The organism is Motilibacter aurantiacus (assembly GCF_011250645.1).
GTDB classification, from domain to species: domain Bacteria; phylum Actinomycetota; class Actinomycetes; order Motilibacterales; family Motilibacteraceae; genus Motilibacter_A; species Motilibacter_A aurantiacus.
In genome coordinates this window covers 236,216-251,051 of record NZ_JAANNO010000007.1, presented here as the reverse complement: position 1 = coordinate 251,051, position 14,836 = coordinate 236,216, and the positions used below count along the sequence as shown (strand labels likewise).

The 14,836-nt window shown below is 73.1% G+C and carries 14 protein-coding genes and 2 tRNA genes; 8 read left to right on the top strand and 8 right to left on the bottom strand.

Annotated features, from left to right (window positions below):
- Nucleotides 1–110: 110 nt before the first annotated feature.
- The 3 genes from G9H72_RS14415 (at nucleotide 111) to G9H72_RS14410 (ending at nucleotide 450) form a co-directional block, all read left to right on the top strand.
- Nucleotides 111–184 (top strand) — tRNA-Ile (locus G9H72_RS14415).
- 41 nt (nucleotides 185–225) lie between these two features.
- Nucleotides 226–345 (top strand): DLW-39 family protein, encoded by a 120-nt coding sequence (locus G9H72_RS21760; protein ID WP_231126994.1) that lies wholly within the window; start codon nucleotides 226–228, stop codon nucleotides 343–345.
- A gap of 32 nt (nucleotides 346–377) precedes the next feature.
- Nucleotides 378–450: transfer RNA gene (locus G9H72_RS14410), tRNA-Ala, on the top strand.
- Nucleotides 451–650: 200 nt separating this feature from the next.
- On the opposite strand, the gene G9H72_RS14405 is transcribed toward G9H72_RS14410, so the two are convergent.
- From G9H72_RS14405 to G9H72_RS14390, 4 genes are all read right to left on the bottom strand, one after another.
- Nucleotides 651–2,750 carry a SpoIIE family protein phosphatase gene (locus G9H72_RS14405; protein WP_166172225.1) on the bottom strand — a complete coding sequence of 700 codons (2,100 nt, stop codon included), beginning with the start codon at nucleotides 2,748–2,750 and terminating at the stop codon, nucleotides 651–653.
- Complete coding sequence (locus G9H72_RS14400; RefSeq protein WP_166172223.1) at nucleotides 2,747–3,910, bottom strand: acyl-CoA dehydrogenase family protein; 1,164 nt, start codon at nucleotides 3,908–3,910, stop codon at nucleotides 2,747–2,749. Before G9H72_RS14400 ends, G9H72_RS14405 begins: the two co-directional genes overlap by 4 nt.
- 299 nt (nucleotides 3,911–4,209) lie before the next feature.
- Nucleotides 4,210–5,454, bottom strand: coding sequence for an MFS transporter (locus G9H72_RS14395; RefSeq protein WP_166172221.1), 1,245 nt, complete (start codon nucleotides 5,452–5,454; stop codon nucleotides 4,210–4,212).
- A gap of 77 nt (nucleotides 5,455–5,531) precedes the next feature.
- Complete coding sequence (locus G9H72_RS14390) at nucleotides 5,532–6,143, bottom strand: TetR/AcrR family transcriptional regulator (RefSeq protein ID WP_166172207.1); 612 nt, start codon at nucleotides 6,141–6,143, stop codon at nucleotides 5,532–5,534.
- Nucleotides 6,144–6,356: 213 nt separating this feature from the next.
- Here G9H72_RS14390 and G9H72_RS14385 point away from each other — a divergent pair, with 213 nt between their 5' ends.
- On the top strand, nucleotides 6,357–8,240 hold the full coding sequence (locus tag G9H72_RS14385; protein WP_331272317.1) for a sulfatase-like hydrolase/transferase: 1,884 nt from the start codon (nucleotides 6,357–6,359) through the stop codon (nucleotides 8,238–8,240).
- Between the two features lie 57 nt (nucleotides 8,241–8,297).
- Here the strand turns inward: G9H72_RS14385 and G9H72_RS21755 are convergent, their stop codons facing one another.
- The 3 genes from G9H72_RS21755 to G9H72_RS14375 all read right to left on the bottom strand — a co-directional run bounded on the left by G9H72_RS21755 (nucleotide 8,298) and on the right by G9H72_RS14375 (nucleotide 10,925).
- The gene (locus tag G9H72_RS21755; RefSeq protein WP_331272316.1) at nucleotides 8,298–8,762 is read right to left on the bottom strand and encodes a response regulator; all 465 of its coding nucleotides are present in this window, start codon (nucleotides 8,760–8,762) and stop codon (nucleotides 8,298–8,300) included.
- Nucleotides 8,743–9,699 (bottom strand): ATP-binding protein, encoded by a 957-nt coding sequence (locus tag G9H72_RS21750; RefSeq protein ID WP_331272315.1) that lies wholly within the window; start codon nucleotides 9,697–9,699, stop codon nucleotides 8,743–8,745. The genes G9H72_RS21755 and G9H72_RS21750 overlap by 20 nt, the downstream gene beginning before the upstream one ends.
- A gap of 137 nt (nucleotides 9,700–9,836) precedes the next feature.
- The gene (locus G9H72_RS14375) at nucleotides 9,837–10,925 is read right to left on the bottom strand and encodes a DUF5324 family protein (protein ID WP_166172203.1); all 1,089 of its coding nucleotides are present in this window, start codon (nucleotides 10,923–10,925) and stop codon (nucleotides 9,837–9,839) included.
- 246 nt (nucleotides 10,926–11,171) lie between these two features.
- Between G9H72_RS14375 and G9H72_RS14370 the strand changes: the two genes are divergently transcribed.
- Nucleotides 11,172–11,702, top strand: coding sequence for a peptidylprolyl isomerase (locus tag G9H72_RS14370; RefSeq protein ID WP_166172201.1), 531 nt, complete (start codon nucleotides 11,172–11,174; stop codon nucleotides 11,700–11,702).
- A gap of 107 nt (nucleotides 11,703–11,809) precedes the next feature.
- Nucleotides 11,810–12,772 carry a rhomboid family intramembrane serine protease gene (locus G9H72_RS14365; RefSeq protein WP_166172199.1) on the top strand — a complete coding sequence of 321 codons (963 nt, stop codon included), beginning with the start codon at nucleotides 11,810–11,812 and terminating at the stop codon, nucleotides 12,770–12,772.
- A gap of 157 nt (nucleotides 12,773–12,929) precedes the next feature.
- On the opposite strand, the gene crgA is transcribed toward G9H72_RS14365, so the two are convergent.
- Nucleotides 12,930–13,178 carry a cell division protein CrgA gene (gene crgA, locus G9H72_RS14360; protein ID WP_166172197.1) on the bottom strand — a complete coding sequence of 83 codons (249 nt, stop codon included), beginning with the start codon at nucleotides 13,176–13,178 and terminating at the stop codon, nucleotides 12,930–12,932.
- Between the two features lie 91 nt (nucleotides 13,179–13,269).
- Between crgA and G9H72_RS14355 the strand changes: the two genes are divergently transcribed.
- A complete protein-coding gene (locus tag G9H72_RS14355) occupies nucleotides 13,270–14,121 on the top strand; it encodes a DUF881 domain-containing protein (RefSeq protein ID WP_231126993.1) in 852 nt (283 codons plus the stop codon).
- A gap of 83 nt (nucleotides 14,122–14,204) precedes the next feature.
- Nucleotides 14,205–14,834 (top strand): class E sortase, encoded by a 630-nt coding sequence (locus G9H72_RS14350; protein ID WP_331272314.1) that lies wholly within the window; start codon nucleotides 14,205–14,207, stop codon nucleotides 14,832–14,834.
- The last annotated feature ends 2 nt before the right edge of the window (nucleotides 14,835–14,836 follow it).

Here is a 14,836-nt window from a genome sequence, read left to right as displayed (position 1 = left end):
CCCGGGGTGTCTCACCTCAGCCTGACGCACAGGGCGGCCCCGGCCGCCTCCCCCTGGGCGTCACCTCGCCCGGTGGCTCGGCTATCATTGCCAGGCGCCGTCGGGTGCACGGGCCTATAGCTCAGTTGGTTAGAGCGCTTCCCTGATAAGGAAGAGGTCACTGGTTCAAATCCAGTTAGGCCCACGTCAGCTGCTCCGCGCAGCACTACCCCCGGGGGGTCGGTCGTGAAGAAGCTTCTGGTCGCCGCCGTCCTCGGCGTGGGTGGGGCGATCGTCGCGCGCAAGCTGCAGGCCGACCGCGCCGAGCAGGACCTGTGGCGGGAGGCCACCGACCCGGTCGGCTGAGGCCGGCCACCCGCGCGGCCCGCCGCGCTCGAGGGGCCATAGCTCAACTGGCAGAGCACCGCCTTTGCAAGGCGGGGGTTCGGGGTTCGAGTCCCCGTGGCTCCACCTACCTACCCACGCGACGAGACGTCGCGCGAACCGCACGTCGTCCCTCCCGTCGCTCCTCGCCTGCCGCGTCCTTGCGGGCCAGATCGGTCGGTTGCCGGAGGCAGAGTCGGGAGACCGTGGCGCGTCGGAGCAGAGCTCGACGTCGCCTCCGCTCGGCCTCGCAGGAGCGGAGTCCGGTCGAGGTCAGGGCCGTACGGTCACTGGCGGGAGGCGGGTTGTTGACGGACGCGGACAGCGACGAGAGCCACATCGTCGTCCGGGCGCTCGGGCCGCATCTCGCTGATGACTCTGTCACAGACCTCGTCGAGGGAACGTCCCGCGGAGGACTCCACGACGCTGAGAAGGGCCTGTATGCCCACCTCGAGAGACTGCCCGCGGCGCTCTATCAACCCGTCCGTGTAGAGCAGGACGGTGGCCCCGGGCGGTACGAGGGTGCGCAAGCTGCTGCGTTCGCTGGTCGCGTCCACGCCGAGGAGCATGTCGCCAACACCGCCGTCGCCGGCGACGGCGGGCTGCAGAACGCTGGCAGCGCCGTCCGGGCTGAGCAGGACCGGAGGTGGGTGACCGGCGTTGGACCACGTGAGGGTGGTCAGCAGCTGGCGGTGCTGGTCAGGAGTCTGCTCCAGCCGGGCGACGACCGCGGTGGCAGTGGTGCCGATCCCGAGCCCTTCGATGGCCTCGTCCACCCGGGTGAGCACTTCGGCAGGGTCTGCGTTCGTGGTGTAGCCGATACCGCGCAGCACTCCTCGCAGTTGGCTCATGCCGGCAGCGGCTCGGGTGTCGTGCCCCACGACGTCGCCGATGACCAAAATCGTCGCTCCTGTCGGCTGCACGAAGGCGTCGTACCAGTCCCCGCCGACCTGAGCCGCTCGAGCGGCGGCGACATAGCGGACGGCGATCTGAAGGTGCTCCGGTTGAGGTGGGGCGGTGAGAAGGGTGCGCTGCAGCTCGGTCGCGAGGTCGTACTGCTGGCCGTAGAGCCGAGCGTTCTCCAGCACTGCTCCGGCGCGCCGTCCGACCTCCGCGGCTACGGTCGCTTCTTCCGTCGTGAGCGGCGGTCTGTCAGGGCCGTTGACCAGGATGGCCGAGCCGAGGACCGTCTCGCGCCCGGGAAGCGGGACAGTGATGGCGCTGGCAGTCCCGAGCTCGGCGAACCAGCGCTGGAGCTGCGGGTCTGGGACGAGGTCCTGCAAAGTGCTCGCGTCGATGTGCCGCAGCTCAACGACCTCGTTGCTGTTGATGTCGATACGGCTGGGGACGCGGGCGGCGCCGACGATCGCCTTCCGTGCCCGTGCGGCAACTTCGGCGAGGCCGGGGTCTCGGTGGTGGAGCACGACCTGCCGCACTCGTCCGCTCTCATCGGCGAGCTGGATGGAGATCCAGTCACAGAGGGTGGGAACGAGCAGGCCAGCGAGCTTGTGCAGCGCTTCGCTCGCGTCCAGGGTGGCGGTGAGCGACTCCGAGACCAGGGAGAGCAAGGTGACGTGACGGGCCAGGCGGTCGCGCTGGCGCTCAGCAACTCGACGTTCAGTGATGTCCAGCGCCAGCAGGAGTACGACGCTGCGGCCGTCATCGAGGCGGCTAGGCAGAGCAGTGACCTCGACCTCAGCGCCGGCGCGGGTGACGAGGACGGGGAGGCGCTGCGTGCTGCCGCCGTTGTCGCGGACGGCCCCCGGCACCCGCTCCAGGCACTCCTTCACCAGGGGCATCGCTCCGGGGAGCACGGACTCGACTTGCGGACTGGAGGACCCGAGCAGCCCCTCGGCCCTGCGGTTCGCGCCCAGCACCCTCCCTTCGGCGTCGCAGATGATCACCGCTAGTGGGGCATGCTCGAGCAGGGCGCCGAGGGCGACGCCAGGAGCACTTGCAGGAGTAGCGGATCGAGCTGCACGGGTGGCGACGACCTCGAGCAGGGCCTGATGCTCTCGGCGTCGCCGAGCGGTGCCTTCGGCGCGGGTGACCTCGTCGAGGAGCTCCGCGTCGGGACCGAGTACAAGAAGGTCCAGTGGGACACCGGGCGCGTAGGTCACCGCGCGACGCACCTGGTCCTCGCTCTGGCCGGTGGTGAGTAGCACCACCGCAGCTGCGGGGGCGAACCGGTGCGCCGCTTGGGCGAGCAGGACCGGTTCTGCGTTCTCGCTGCCCACGACAACACAGGTCAATCGCTCGTGCTCGGACGGGCCGCTTGCCAGGGCTTCGGCGGCTGTCAGCGCCCGCGCGCCCGGCAGTGCGCCAAGGGCCGCCAGCTGGTCGGCGGACAGGGCGACCAGCGCGTAGGAGCCGGCACTGGGAGTCACTCGCCGAGGAGGGGCAGGCCCAGCACGGCGCGCCCGGTCCAGCTGCGCAGCAGGTCTGTCGTGGGACTCATGACGTGAGCCGCGCGCGCATCGCGCAGGTGCCGCTCCAGCGGGGACCGGTCGCGGTACCCGATGCCTCCCACCAGTGTCATGGCCTGGTTCGTCACGTTCACCGCACAGTCCGCCACCTCTGCCTTGGCAGCGGCGAGCGCCGGCAGCGTGGTCGCGCCCCCGGCATCTGCCTCGCTGGCCGCCCAGTACACCAGCCGCCGGGTCCGCTCCACCTGCGCCCACAGCTCTCCGAGGCGGTGCTGCAGCAAGGGTTGTGCCCCGAGCGACTGCCCCGTGTGGTCGTGGCGCCGCCCTTGCAGATGCGTCACCGCCACATCCAGGGAGGCCTGCGCGACCCCGAGGTACGTGCCCGCCATCGCGATGAGGAAGAAGGGCGCGACAACCTCGAAGACGTACCAAATCTGGTCGCCGGAGGATCCGAGCAGGTTGTCCGGGCCTACCCGGACCTGCCGCATGAGCATCCGGCGGGAGGAATTGCCACGCATGCCGACGCCGTCCCAGGTGCCGGACCACTCCACACCCTGCAGGTCGGCGGGCACGAGCACACACGAGAACTCGCCGAGCGGAGCGCCCGGGTCGGCAGCAACAGTCGACACCACGTAGGAATCAGCGTGAGACCCGTTGGTGACGAACGCCTTCTCGCCGTCGATCTGGACCCCACCGTCGGTACGGACCGCCCGGGTCTGAGGGAGCCAGAACTGCGACCCGGTGCCAGGCTCCGACAGTGCGAGCGTGGTGAGGTGCTCACCGGCAGCAATCGGGACGAGGAACTCCTTCGCCTGCCTCTCCGTGGCCTTGGCGGCGACCACGGCGGTCCCGACGGCGTGCATGCCGAAGCAGATCGCGGTGGACGCGCACGCTCGCCCGAGCGCTTCGCACACCTCCGCCAGAGCGCGCAGTCCCAGCCCGGAGCCACCCACAGAGCGCGGAGCGACCAAGCCGGCCAGCCCGTCGCGCTGCAGCGACCGCAGCGCCTCCTCGGGCCAGTTCCCCGCATCGGTGTGTGCGGCGAGCGGAGCGGCCACGTCACGGGCGACCTGGCTGGCCCGCGCCACTGCCTCGGCGGTGCTGGCAGGGACCGAGGGCATGCGGGCAGCATAGGCCCGAGCGCCACCGCCGATGAGGAGTCTGAACCATGCGCGGCCGCGGAGGATGACTCCGGACGGTGGCAGGACCGACTGGCAGTCCCCTCGACCGCGGAGCGAGCGGCCCGGCGCTCTGCCTCCGGCTGTCTCGAGGCGAGCCTCTCGCTGGAGCGAGGAGAGCCGACGGCGCGAGTCTGCGGATACATCTGAGGTCGACCGGGCCGCACCCCCGTCGCCGCCACCCGCACCCCGGCCGACGCGTAGGACGCAGGCCCGCCGGCGCCGGGGCCGCACTGCAGGGCTCACCGCACCGCGCGCACCGGCAGGATCGCCAGCGCCCCCAGCAGCCCCACGGCCGACGCGAGCAGGAACAGCGCCCGGTACGCCTCCCCGCCGTTCCCCAGGGCCAGCACGGCGGGTGCGACGGCCGGGACGAGCATCTGCGGCAGCACGTTGGCCAGGTGGAAGACGCCCATGTCCTTGCCCGCGGTGCCCGTGTCCGGCAGGACGTCCGCGACGAGCGCGAGGTCCACGGCGACGTAGCAGCCGGTCGCGACCCCGGCGACCACGCTGATGACGTAGTACGCGGTGAGGCCGTCGACGAGGGCGAACGCCAGGTGCGTCGCCGCCAGCAGCGCGGCGGAGCCGGCGACGAGGTGCCGGCGGGCGCCGAGGCGGTCCGAGAGCCCGCCGAACAGCGGGGCGCAGGCGACGGTGGCCGCCGTCGACAGCAGCAGGGCGGTGAAGACGACGTCGCCGATGCGCTCGGCCGGGACGCCGAGCTCGTCCTGCAGGAAGTAGACCCGGTAGCCGAGCAGCGCGGCGGTGCCGACGAAGACGAGCAGCCGGCTCAGCCACGCCCAGGCGAAGTCGGGGTGACGGCGCGGGCTGGCCCAGAACGCGGCGGCTGCGTCCCGCCAGCGCAGCGGAGGCAGCGGCTCCGGTCCGAGCCTCCGGTCCGGCAGCACCCATCCCAGCCATCCGACGGTGGCCAGGCAGACGGCGGCGGGCACGACGAGCGCCAGGCGCAGGTCAGGGAGGGCGAGCGTGACGAGGCAGGCCCCGGCGAGCATCGCCGTCGGCGCGGCCAGGCCGAGCAGCCCCGCGGCCCTGCCGCGGGAGGCGACCGGGAACTGCTCGGCCAGCAGCGGGTTGAGGCCGGCGAGCGTCAGGTTGTACGCCAGCTGCGCTCCGGCCCACCCGGCCACGAGCCCCGTCACGCTCGAGGTGGCCGACAGCTGCCAGAGGCAGAGCGCGCCCAGGGCCGCGCCCGCCACGAGCCACGGGCGCCGCTTGCCGAAGCGGCTCCGGGTCCGGTCGCTCAGCATGCCCGCGACGTTCTGCGACACGAGGGCGACCGTGGCCCCGACCCCCAGGACGAGGGAGAGGCTGCGGGCGGCACCGTCGGGGTCCAGCTGCTCGACCCGCAGGGCGAGCGTGATCGTGACGGCCGGGAGCAGGGCCAGGTACGTGCCGAAGGTCGCCGCCGTCAGCGGGACGACGAGCCCCCGTGGCTCGACGGCGGCCGGCCGGCGCTGGGTGACCACCGGCGCAGTACCCCGAGCGGGCGTACTCGAAGGAAGGACTGCTACTTCAGCAAAGTGTGCTTCGGTGCAGCGGAACGTCAGCCCGGCGGCTGATGGGCAGGGGACGCGCTGCCGCACAGCACCATGAGGAAGTCCTCCATCCGCTGGGCTATGTCGACCCGCCCGGGGTCGAGCAGCCACTGCAGCCGGAGACCGTCGAGCATGGCGACCACCAGCGTGGCGGCGGCGTCGGCCGACAGCCCGCTGGGCAGCGGGTCCCCGAGCTCGGAGCCGAGGTCGGCCGCGAAGTGCGCGCGCAGGCCGGCGTACCGCTCCACGAAGAACGAGTGGGCAGGATGCCCCGCGGTGACGCTGTCGGCGGACAGCACCATCATGCTCTGCGGGATGCCGGGCTGGCGCTGCATGATCGCCACGACCCGGCGCATGCGCTCGACGAAGCCGATCCCGTCGTCACCGACGCCTTCACGCGAGCGGGCGAACTCGGCCTGCCGGGCGCGCAGGACCTCCAGCAGCAGCGCCTCCTTGGTGCCGAAGTGATGGAGCACGCCCTGCGCGGTGATCCCGCCGGCCCGCTCGGCCACGGCGGCGAGGGACGTCCCGCGGTAGCCGCGCTCCGCGAAGACCTCGGTGGCCGCGCGCACGATCTCCTCCCGTCGGGTCACCCGCTCCCCACGGTCGGTCGCCGTCAACGCCGCCTCCTCTCGTCGGGCGCCTGCGGCCGCCCCGGTGCGACCCACGGTACGGCGGGCCCGGGGTGCAACCCCGAAGATCCCCGCGTCTCGGGCGCTGAGACGCGGCCTCCTCGGCAGGCAACGGATTGGTCACGGAACCTCGCTTACTGAACGTTCATCAAGCTAGGTTCGGCGCGACTGCCCCGCTCCCACGAACCCGATGGAGTGCTCGTGCCCGATCTGGAGATGTCCCGCCGCAGCCTGCTCACCGCGGGGGCCGGAGGCGTGCTCGCGGCGGCGCTGCCCGGCGTCGCGTCCGCGGCGGCCGCCGCTGAGCCGTCCGCGCGCCCGAACTTCCTCTGGTTCTTCACCGAGGACAACAACCCCTACAACGGGGCGTACGGCGACCCGGTCGCGCGGACCCCCGCCATCGACCGGCTCGCGGCGGAGGGCATCCGGTTCGAGGTCGCCTACTCCGCGGCTCCGGTCTGCGCCCCCTCGCGGTTCGCGTTCGTCACCGGGCTCTACCCGGAGACGGCCGGCCCGGCGCACCACATGCGCGCCGTCGCCAACATGCCGTCCTCCGTGCGCGGCTTCCCGGAGTACCTGCGCCGGGCCGGCTACTACACGACCAACAACTCCAAGACCGACTACAACGCGAACCTCGACGTCACCGCGACGTGGGACGCCAACGGCGCGCAGGCGCACTGGCGCAACCGGCCGACGGCCGACACCCCGTTCCTCGCGACGTTCACGACCCTGACGAACCACGAGTCCTCGCTCTTCACGGTCGTCGACGGCAACGTGAAGCCGCAGGACGTCCGGGTGCCAGCGTTCCTCCCGGACACGCTGGAGATCCGGCGCGGCATCGCGCACTCCTACAACCGCCAGGAGGTCGCCGACGCCGAGCTCGGCCGGCGGCTGGCCGAGCTGGAGGCCGACGGGCTGGCCGACGACACAATCGTCATCTACGTCGGTGACAACGGCGGCGCGCTCCCGTGGAGCAAGCGCTTCGCCAACGACAACGGCCTGCACGTCCCGCTCATCGTCAAGGTGCCGCCCAAGTGGCAGCACCTGGTCTCCAAGCAGCCCGGCCAGCGGGTCACCTCCCCGGTGCACGGCGTCGACCTCGCCCCCACCGTGCTGTCGCTGGCCGGCGTCCCGGTCCCGGAGCACATGCAGGGGCAGCCGATCCTGGGGAAGCGGCCGCAGCGGCAGTACTACACGTTCGGCGAGCGCAGTCGGATGGACGAGCGCTACGACCTGCAGCGCACGGCGCGCGACGAGCAGTTCGTCTACATCCGCAACTACATGCCGCACCGGCCGTACGGCATCAACATGGCCTACATGTGGCAGCAGAAGGCCTACCAGCTCTGGGAGCAGGCGCACCTGGAGGGGACGCTGACGCCCGCGCAGGACCGCTTCTTCGACGAGAAGCCGTGGGAGGAGCTGTACGACCTGGCCAACGACCCCGACCAGGTCCACAACCTGGCGGACGTGCCGAAGTACCGGTCGACGCGCAACCGCTTCCGGCAGGCGCTCGAGGAGCACATGCTCGAGGTCAACGACAACGGGTTCCTCCCGGAGTCGCACCCGGCCGAGGGGTACGACCAGAGCCGGGTCCCGGGGGCGTACCCGCTGGAGTACGTCCTGGAGGTCGCCGAGCTCGCCGCCCGGCGCGACCCGGCCAACCTCGACCGGCTCCTGGTCGAGCTCGAGCACGACAACGACGTCGTGCGCTACTGGGCGGCGACCGGCCTGCTCATGCTGGGCGACGGCGCCGAGCCCGCGTCCTTGGCGCTCGCCGAGGCCTTCGCGGACGAGCCGTCGGTGTTCGTGCGGATCCCGCTCGCAGAGGCGCTCGCCCGGCTGGGCCACACGTTCCACAGCGGAAGGTTCCTCGCCGAGACGGTGGACACGCACCCCAATGCGCGCGTTCGCCTGCAGGCGTTGAACGCGCTCACGTACGTCGGGGTCGCCGCGCTGCCGTACAAGCCCGTGGTGGAGCGGGCGGCGGTGTCCACGGACGAGTATCTCCGCAACGCCGGCCGGTATCTGAGCTTCGTGCTCAGCGGGGCCTACACCCCCAGCACGCCGGTGTTCGGCGGCTTCTGAGCGCCGGCTTCCCCGTGCCCTTCCCGCCGTTCCCGCGGCGGGAGGGGCCGGGCCCGGTCAGGCGTCGTGTCGCTGGGGCCCGGTGCCGCGTGGCGCCCGTGCCACCCCGGTGAAGAAGTCGTCGATGTGGCGCACGACTTCGCCGAAGTCGTCGAAGTCCAACGGCTTGGTGACGTAGGCGTTCGCGTAGAGCGAGTACGAGCGCACGACGTCGTCCTCAGCGCCCGAGGTGGTCAGCACGACCACGGGGATGGTCCGCAGCGTCGCGTCGGCCTTGACCGCGGCGAGCACCTCGCGCCCGTCCATGCGCGGCATGTTGAGGTCGAGCAGGACGAGGTCCGGGGTGGGCGCCGCGGCGTACTGCCCTTCCTTGCGCAGGAAGGCCATCGCCTCGACGCCGTCACCGACGACGTGGACGGTGCTCGGCGTGCTGGCACCTTCGAGCGCCTCGCGCGTCAGGAGCACGTCGCCCGGGTCGTCCTCGACGAGCAGGATCTGGACGTCAGGAGTCGGGCTGGTCACGCAGGGCAGCCTGCCCCGCGGCGTCGCCGGAGACACCCGGAGGAGCCGTGGGCGGCCGCGACGGGTGCTCCTCGCCGAGCTGGCGGACGATCTCGTCGAGGTACCAGCGGCGCAGCTGCGCGTGGCTGGACAGGTCGGCCCCCACGAGGAGCTTGCCGGACCGGCTGAGCGCGTCGGCCTCCTCCAGCGCCTCCCGGTAGCCGACCGCGACATCACGTGCATTGCGGTTCACCAGGAGGTAAAGCGTCGTCGTCTGCTCGCCCCGTGCGGAGGCCTGCAGCGCCTGGGACCGCATCTGCACGCGGGTGCGGTCGAAGCCCTGCACCGCCGCGTCCAGCCGCTGCGCCAGGGCGACCTCCTCCGGAGAGGCGTGCCGGCCGTCGGAGGAGGAGTCCAGCAGCACGAGCCGCAGGTCACGGATCAGGTCCTCGACGCGCATCTTGGCCGCGAGCAGCGCCTCGACCGGGACGTCCGGCAGGACCACCGTCGCCTCGTCGTCGTCGGCCGGCTGCGGCTCGTCCTCCTCGAGGTCCAGCCACATCGCCAGCAGCGGGGCGGGCGCCTCGGGAGCCGGCTGGTCGGGGTCCACGTCGAACCACACGGTCTTGCCGCCGGCAGGGTCGGGCTCGACGCCCCACCGGGCGCTGACCGCGTCGACCAGCACGAGGCCGCGCCCCGACATCGCCGTCGTGCCCAGGGCGGCGGGGGTCGGCAGCGTGGGGGACTCGTCGTGGACGAAGATGCGGGCCCCGGAGGCCAGCAGCTCGACGCGGACCGTCACGTCGGTGCGCGCGTGGATGACCGCGTTCGCCACGAGCTCGGAGACCGCGAGCTGGGCGTCGGCCACCACGCTCTCCAGCCCGGCAGCTCGCAGCCGCTCGGCCACCACCCGCCGGGCGGTCCCGACGGCGGAGGCATCCGGCGCAAGCCGAAGCACGCCCGAATCCGTCGTCCGACCCACGCGCTCCACTCTCTCATTGCTCGCCGGGGACTCGCACACCCGCACGGAGGTCCCGGTGGGGAGCGCAGGGCGCGGGCCGCAGTCCTGCTGCGGCCCGCGCCCGTCGTGCTGGGTCAGCGACCGTCCTTGTCGATGGGCTTGTCCGGCTCACCGAACGCGGAGGGGTCGGTGCCGAGCGGCGGCTCGCTCTCGATCGGCGACGCGACGTCCGAGGCGCCGCCCGCGAGCGGCGTCGCCGGGCCCTGCGCGCTGTCGCCGCTGCTGGTGGCCGGGAACGCCGCCGGGGCGCCGAAGGCGGGCTCTGTGACGGCGTCGCCGAGGGTGGCGGCCTCCTCGGCGGAGGGGCTTGCGGCGACCTCGGTGGTGGCGACGGTGCCGACCGGGCGGGACAGGTCGCCGGCCGCGCTGTCCGAGAGCGCCTCGTCCGGGGCCGCCGCCGCCTGGTCACGGGCGGCCGGCGCGCCGCCGGGCGACGCGCCGCCCGCCGCCGAGCTCGACGCGGCGGAGGGGGTGCTGGACGGGGCGCTCGGCGGCACGTAGGTCGACGTGGTCGTCGAGGGCACGCTCCACGGGTCCTCGGCCCGGCGCTTTCGCCAGAACACGACACCGCCCGCCGCCGCGAGGGCGAGCAGGGTGAGCAGCCGGAAGCGGCGGCGCCGCCGGGGAGCCCTGGCGGGCACGACCGCCTCGCCCTTGAGCGCGGCGATGACCGCCGTGCCGCGGGTGGCGGCCTCCTCGCGGACCGGCTCGGCGGCCGCGGCCGCGGTCGCGAGCGCCGCGAGCAGCTTCGGCGCGACGTCCTCGCGGGCCTTGTCCGCGATCGACTGCGCGCTCTCCTGCACGACGGGCAGGACGCTCTCGCGGGCGGTCGTCACCACGGTGTCGCGGGCCGCCGCGATCTGCGGGCGCGTGGTCTCGACCACGGTGTAGGTGCGCTCGCGGGCGGCGTCGACGAGCGGTGCCGCCTTGACCTTGGCGACCTCGACGTAGGGCGTCGTGCGCTCGCGGGCAGCGCTGTACGCCTCGGCGGCCCCGTGCAGGGCAGCGCCGGCGCCCTGCAGCGCCGTGCCCTTCGCCTGCAACGCGCTGCCCTTGGCCAGCAGGGCCATGGCCCTCGCCTGCTCCGCGCTCCCCTTGGCGTCCAGGAGGGTCGCGGCGGCCCGGGTCTTGCGGGGTGGCTGCTTCTTGAACGGGCGCTTCACGCGTACCTCCGGCGGCGAGTCGAGAACCTTTGGTGATCACCCTTCCCCGGGTCCCCCGGGGCATGCACGCAGGGCCCCCGCGACACGCGGGCAGCGCGTCACGGGGACGTGGGGCGACCCTGGACGGGGACGCGATGCCCGCGCCCCGGCCCGGCCATGCCAGGATGGCGCGATCCGGGCGAGGTTCCCTCGACGACACCGGCGACCGCCACCGGCGGCCGGCCCCTACTACGACGCGAGGCGGATGTGGCCGAAGAGCTCTACGCGACGCTGCACACCACCGAGGGCGACATCGTCGTCCGGCTGTTCCCCGACCACGCTCCGAAGACGGTGCAGAACTTCGTCGGCCTGGCCGACGGCAGCAAGGAGTGGGTCGACCCGCGCAGCGGCAAGCCGGCGCAGGGCCCGCTCTACGACAACACGCTGTTCCACCGCGTGATCCCCGGGTTCATGATCCAGGGCGGCGACCCGCTGGGCACCGGGACCGGCGGCCCCGGCTACCGCTTCGCCGACGAGTTCCACCCCGAGCTGCGCTTCGACCGGCCGTACCTGCTCGCGATGGCCAACGCCGGGCCGGGGACGAACGGCTCGCAGTTCTTCATCACCGTCGCCCCCACCGGCTGGCTGGACCGCAAGCACTCGATCTTCGGCGAGGTGGCCGACGCCGACAGCCGCGCCGTGGTCGACCGCATCGTCTCGGTCCCGACCGGGCAGCTGGACCGCCCGCTGCAGGACGTGTCGATCACCTCGATCGACGTGGAGCGCCGGCAGGCCTGACCCCTCATCGGCCCGTCGACGGCCGCCCGCTCCGCGCTGCGGAGCAGGGCGGCCGTCGTGTGCCGTCCCCTCCCTCGCCCGGGCGCGCCGTCGCGTACCGTCGCGGCATGACGACCGCTGAGCCGCCTGCGGCGCCGGGCGGGCCGGCCCCGTCGGCCGTGCCCACCTGCTACCGGCACCCGGACCGTGAGGCCCACGTCCGGTGCACGCGCTGCAACCGGCCCATCTGCCCCGACTGCATGATCCCGGCCGCCGTCGGCTTCCAGTGCCCGGACGAGGTGAAGGCCGCGGCCCGCAGCACGCGCAGCGCCCGGACCATCTTCGGGGGGCGGGTCGCGGACGACCCCGGCTACGTCACCAAGATCCTCGTGGGGATCTGCGTCGTCGTCTTCCTGCTCGGCGAGGTCGCCCCCGACCTGCTGTTGGAGGAACGGTTCGCGATGGTCGTCGGCTACGACGGCGTCTCGTACTACAAGGGTGTCGCCACCGGTGAGTGGTACCGCCTCGTCACGGCGGCGTTCCTGCACGGCAGCGTCCTGCACCTGCTGTTCAACATGTACGCGCTGTGGCTCTTCGGCCCCAACCTCGAGGCGGCGTTCGGCCGGGCCCGCTACGCCGCGCTCTATCTCGTGTCCGCGGTCGGCGGCTGCGCCGTGTCGTACGCCTTCAGCCCGCTCGGCACCGCCAGCGTCGGCGCCTCGGGGGCGGTCTTCGGGCTCTTCGCCGCACAGCTCGTGGTCAGCCGCCGGCTGCGGATGGACGCCAGCGGGCTCTACGCGCTCATCGCCGTCAACTTCGCCATCGGCTTCATCGTCAGCGGGGTGGACTGGCGGGCGCACGCCGGCGGCCTGGCCACCGGTGCCGTGGTCGCCGCCGCCCTCGCGTACGCCCCGCGGGCCAACCGCACGCTCGTGCAGGCCGGCGGCCTGGTGCTCGTGCTCGTCGCCGCGCTCGCGTTGACGACGTGGCGGTCGGCCGACCTGCTCGACGCCTCCGTGGGCGAGGTCGTGGGGTGCGAGGCCGCTCACCCGGCCGGAGGCCAGGCCTACTTCGAGTGCGCGACGGGCTGACGCGGCCGGTTCTCCACACTGTGGAGAACCGCTGTGGACGAATGACAGCGGTGTAAGACGCCGCCCCGAACGCCAGGGGTACGGACGGCGACGCCCCGGCCAACACGCGGGAGTCGCGTGCCGGCCGGGGCGTCGTCCGCGCTCCCGGGCAGGGGGGTCAGCGCCAGCGCATCGACAGGAAGAAGCCGACGAGGATCAGACCGAAGCCGACCGCCATGTTCCAGGCCCCGAGCGAGTCGATGGGGTACTCGGTCTCGCTCACGTAGTAGACGACGATCCACAGCAGCCCGATCGCGAAGGCGGCGAGCATCACCGGCACGAGCCAGCGCGGGTTGCCCACTCGCACGGTCGTGCGCTCCTGGGGAGGCGTGAAGACCATTCGACGTCGGACGCGGGACTTGGGCACGGGAGACCTCGGGGTGGCGGGCGGGCGGACAGTACGGGACAGGCCCGGTTAGCGTAGACCGGAACGAGCCGCGAGGTGCGAGGGAGGACCGTTGTCGTTCCTTCGGCTGTCGTCCTCCCGACCCGGCACGACCGGCACGACCGGCACGACGGGGACGCCACCGTCGCCGGGGCGGGCCGCGGGCCTGTCGTGGAAGGTGCTGGCGCCGGTCGCGGCCGCCTGCGCGGGCCTGCTCTTCGCGGCGAGCGCGGGAGCGGCGCGCGGATCGGACCTGCGGGCGGGGACGCGTACCGACCTCACCGACCTGATCCGCGCCGCCGAGCGCCGGGTGGACGTGCAGACCCGGGACGTCAGCGACCTGCGTGCCCGCGTGGACCAGCTGGCCCAGGAGGCGGGGGACCCGCGGCTCACGGCGGCACAGCGCGAGGCCGACGCCCTCGCCGGCGCGGCCGGGCTCGAGGCGGCGAGCGGCGCGGGCGTGACGGTCACGCTCGATGACAGCCGGTACGACGCCGCGGACCCGGCGCTGCCGGACGGGACGACCCCGGACGACCTCGTCGTTCACGAGCAGGACGTCCAGGGCGTGGTCAACGCGCTGTGGGCCGGAGGGGCGGAGGCGATCCAGGTCATGGACCAGCGGCTGGTGGCCACCAGCGCCGTGCGCTGCGCCGGCAACGTGCTCTTCCTGCACGGGCGCACCTACGCCCCGCCCTTCACGATCACCGCGGTCGGCGACGTCGGGCGGCTGCGGGCCGCGCTGGACGCCGAGCCCGCCGTGCAGGTCCTGCAGGAGTATGTCGACCAGGTCGGCCTGCGCTACGACGTGGAGGAGAAGGGCCGGGTCGAGCTTCCCGCCTTCGCCGGGCCGCTGCAGCTGCCGAACGCCCAGGTGCCCACCCCCGCCGGGACCCCCGCCGGCGCCACTCCCGAGGAGGAGCGCTGAGCTCCGTCGCGCTTCCGCCGTCCGGGCGCCGCCACCGCGCTGCCCGCAAGCCGCCGACCGGCTGGCAGGCCGTCGCCGGGAGCGTGGGCGAGCTGTTCATCACCGCCGGCGCGGTCCTGCTGCTGTTCTGCGTCTACCAGCTGTGGTGGACGAACGTGGAGGCGGCGCGGGCCAGCGACTCCGCGCTCGACGGGCTGAGCCGGCTGTGGCAGTCGGGCCAGGGCCCGGACGTCGACGACAAGGCGAAGCCGCAGGCCCCGATCCCCGGTGACGCATGGGCGATCCTGCGCATCCCGCGGTTGGGCAGTGACTGGGAAGAGCCCGTCCTGGAGGGCGTCGGGGGCGACGAGCTCAACAAGGGGATCGGCCACTACCCAGAGAGCGGCCGCCCCGGGCGCAACGGCAACGTGGCGCTCGCCGGGCACCGGGCCACCAACGGCGAGCCCTTCCGCGACCTGGACCGCATGCGCCCCGGGGACACGATCGTCCTGGAGACCCGCGACTCGATCTACACCTACGTCGTGGACGACCCGTGGCGCATCGTCGACCCGACGCAGGTGGGCGTCGTACTGCCGGTGCCGGACCAGCCCGAGGCGAAGCCCACGCGGCAGATCGTCACGCTCACCACCTGCAACCCGCGCTGGGCCTCGACCGAGCGGCTCATCGTCCACGGCGTGCTCGAGTCGGTGCGCCCGCGCGCCGCCGCGAGCTGAAG

What these genes read in the sequence shown, in the direction of transcription:
- G9H72_RS14400 (WP_166172223.1), bottom strand. Translation starts at nt 3,910, where the DNA reads ATGCCCTCGGTCCCTGCCAGCACCGCCGAGGCAGTGGCGCGGGCCAGC.
- G9H72_RS14365 (WP_166172199.1), top strand. Translation starts at nt 11,810, where the DNA reads ATGACGACCGCTGAGCCGCCTGCGGCGCCGGGCGGGCCGGCCCCGTCG.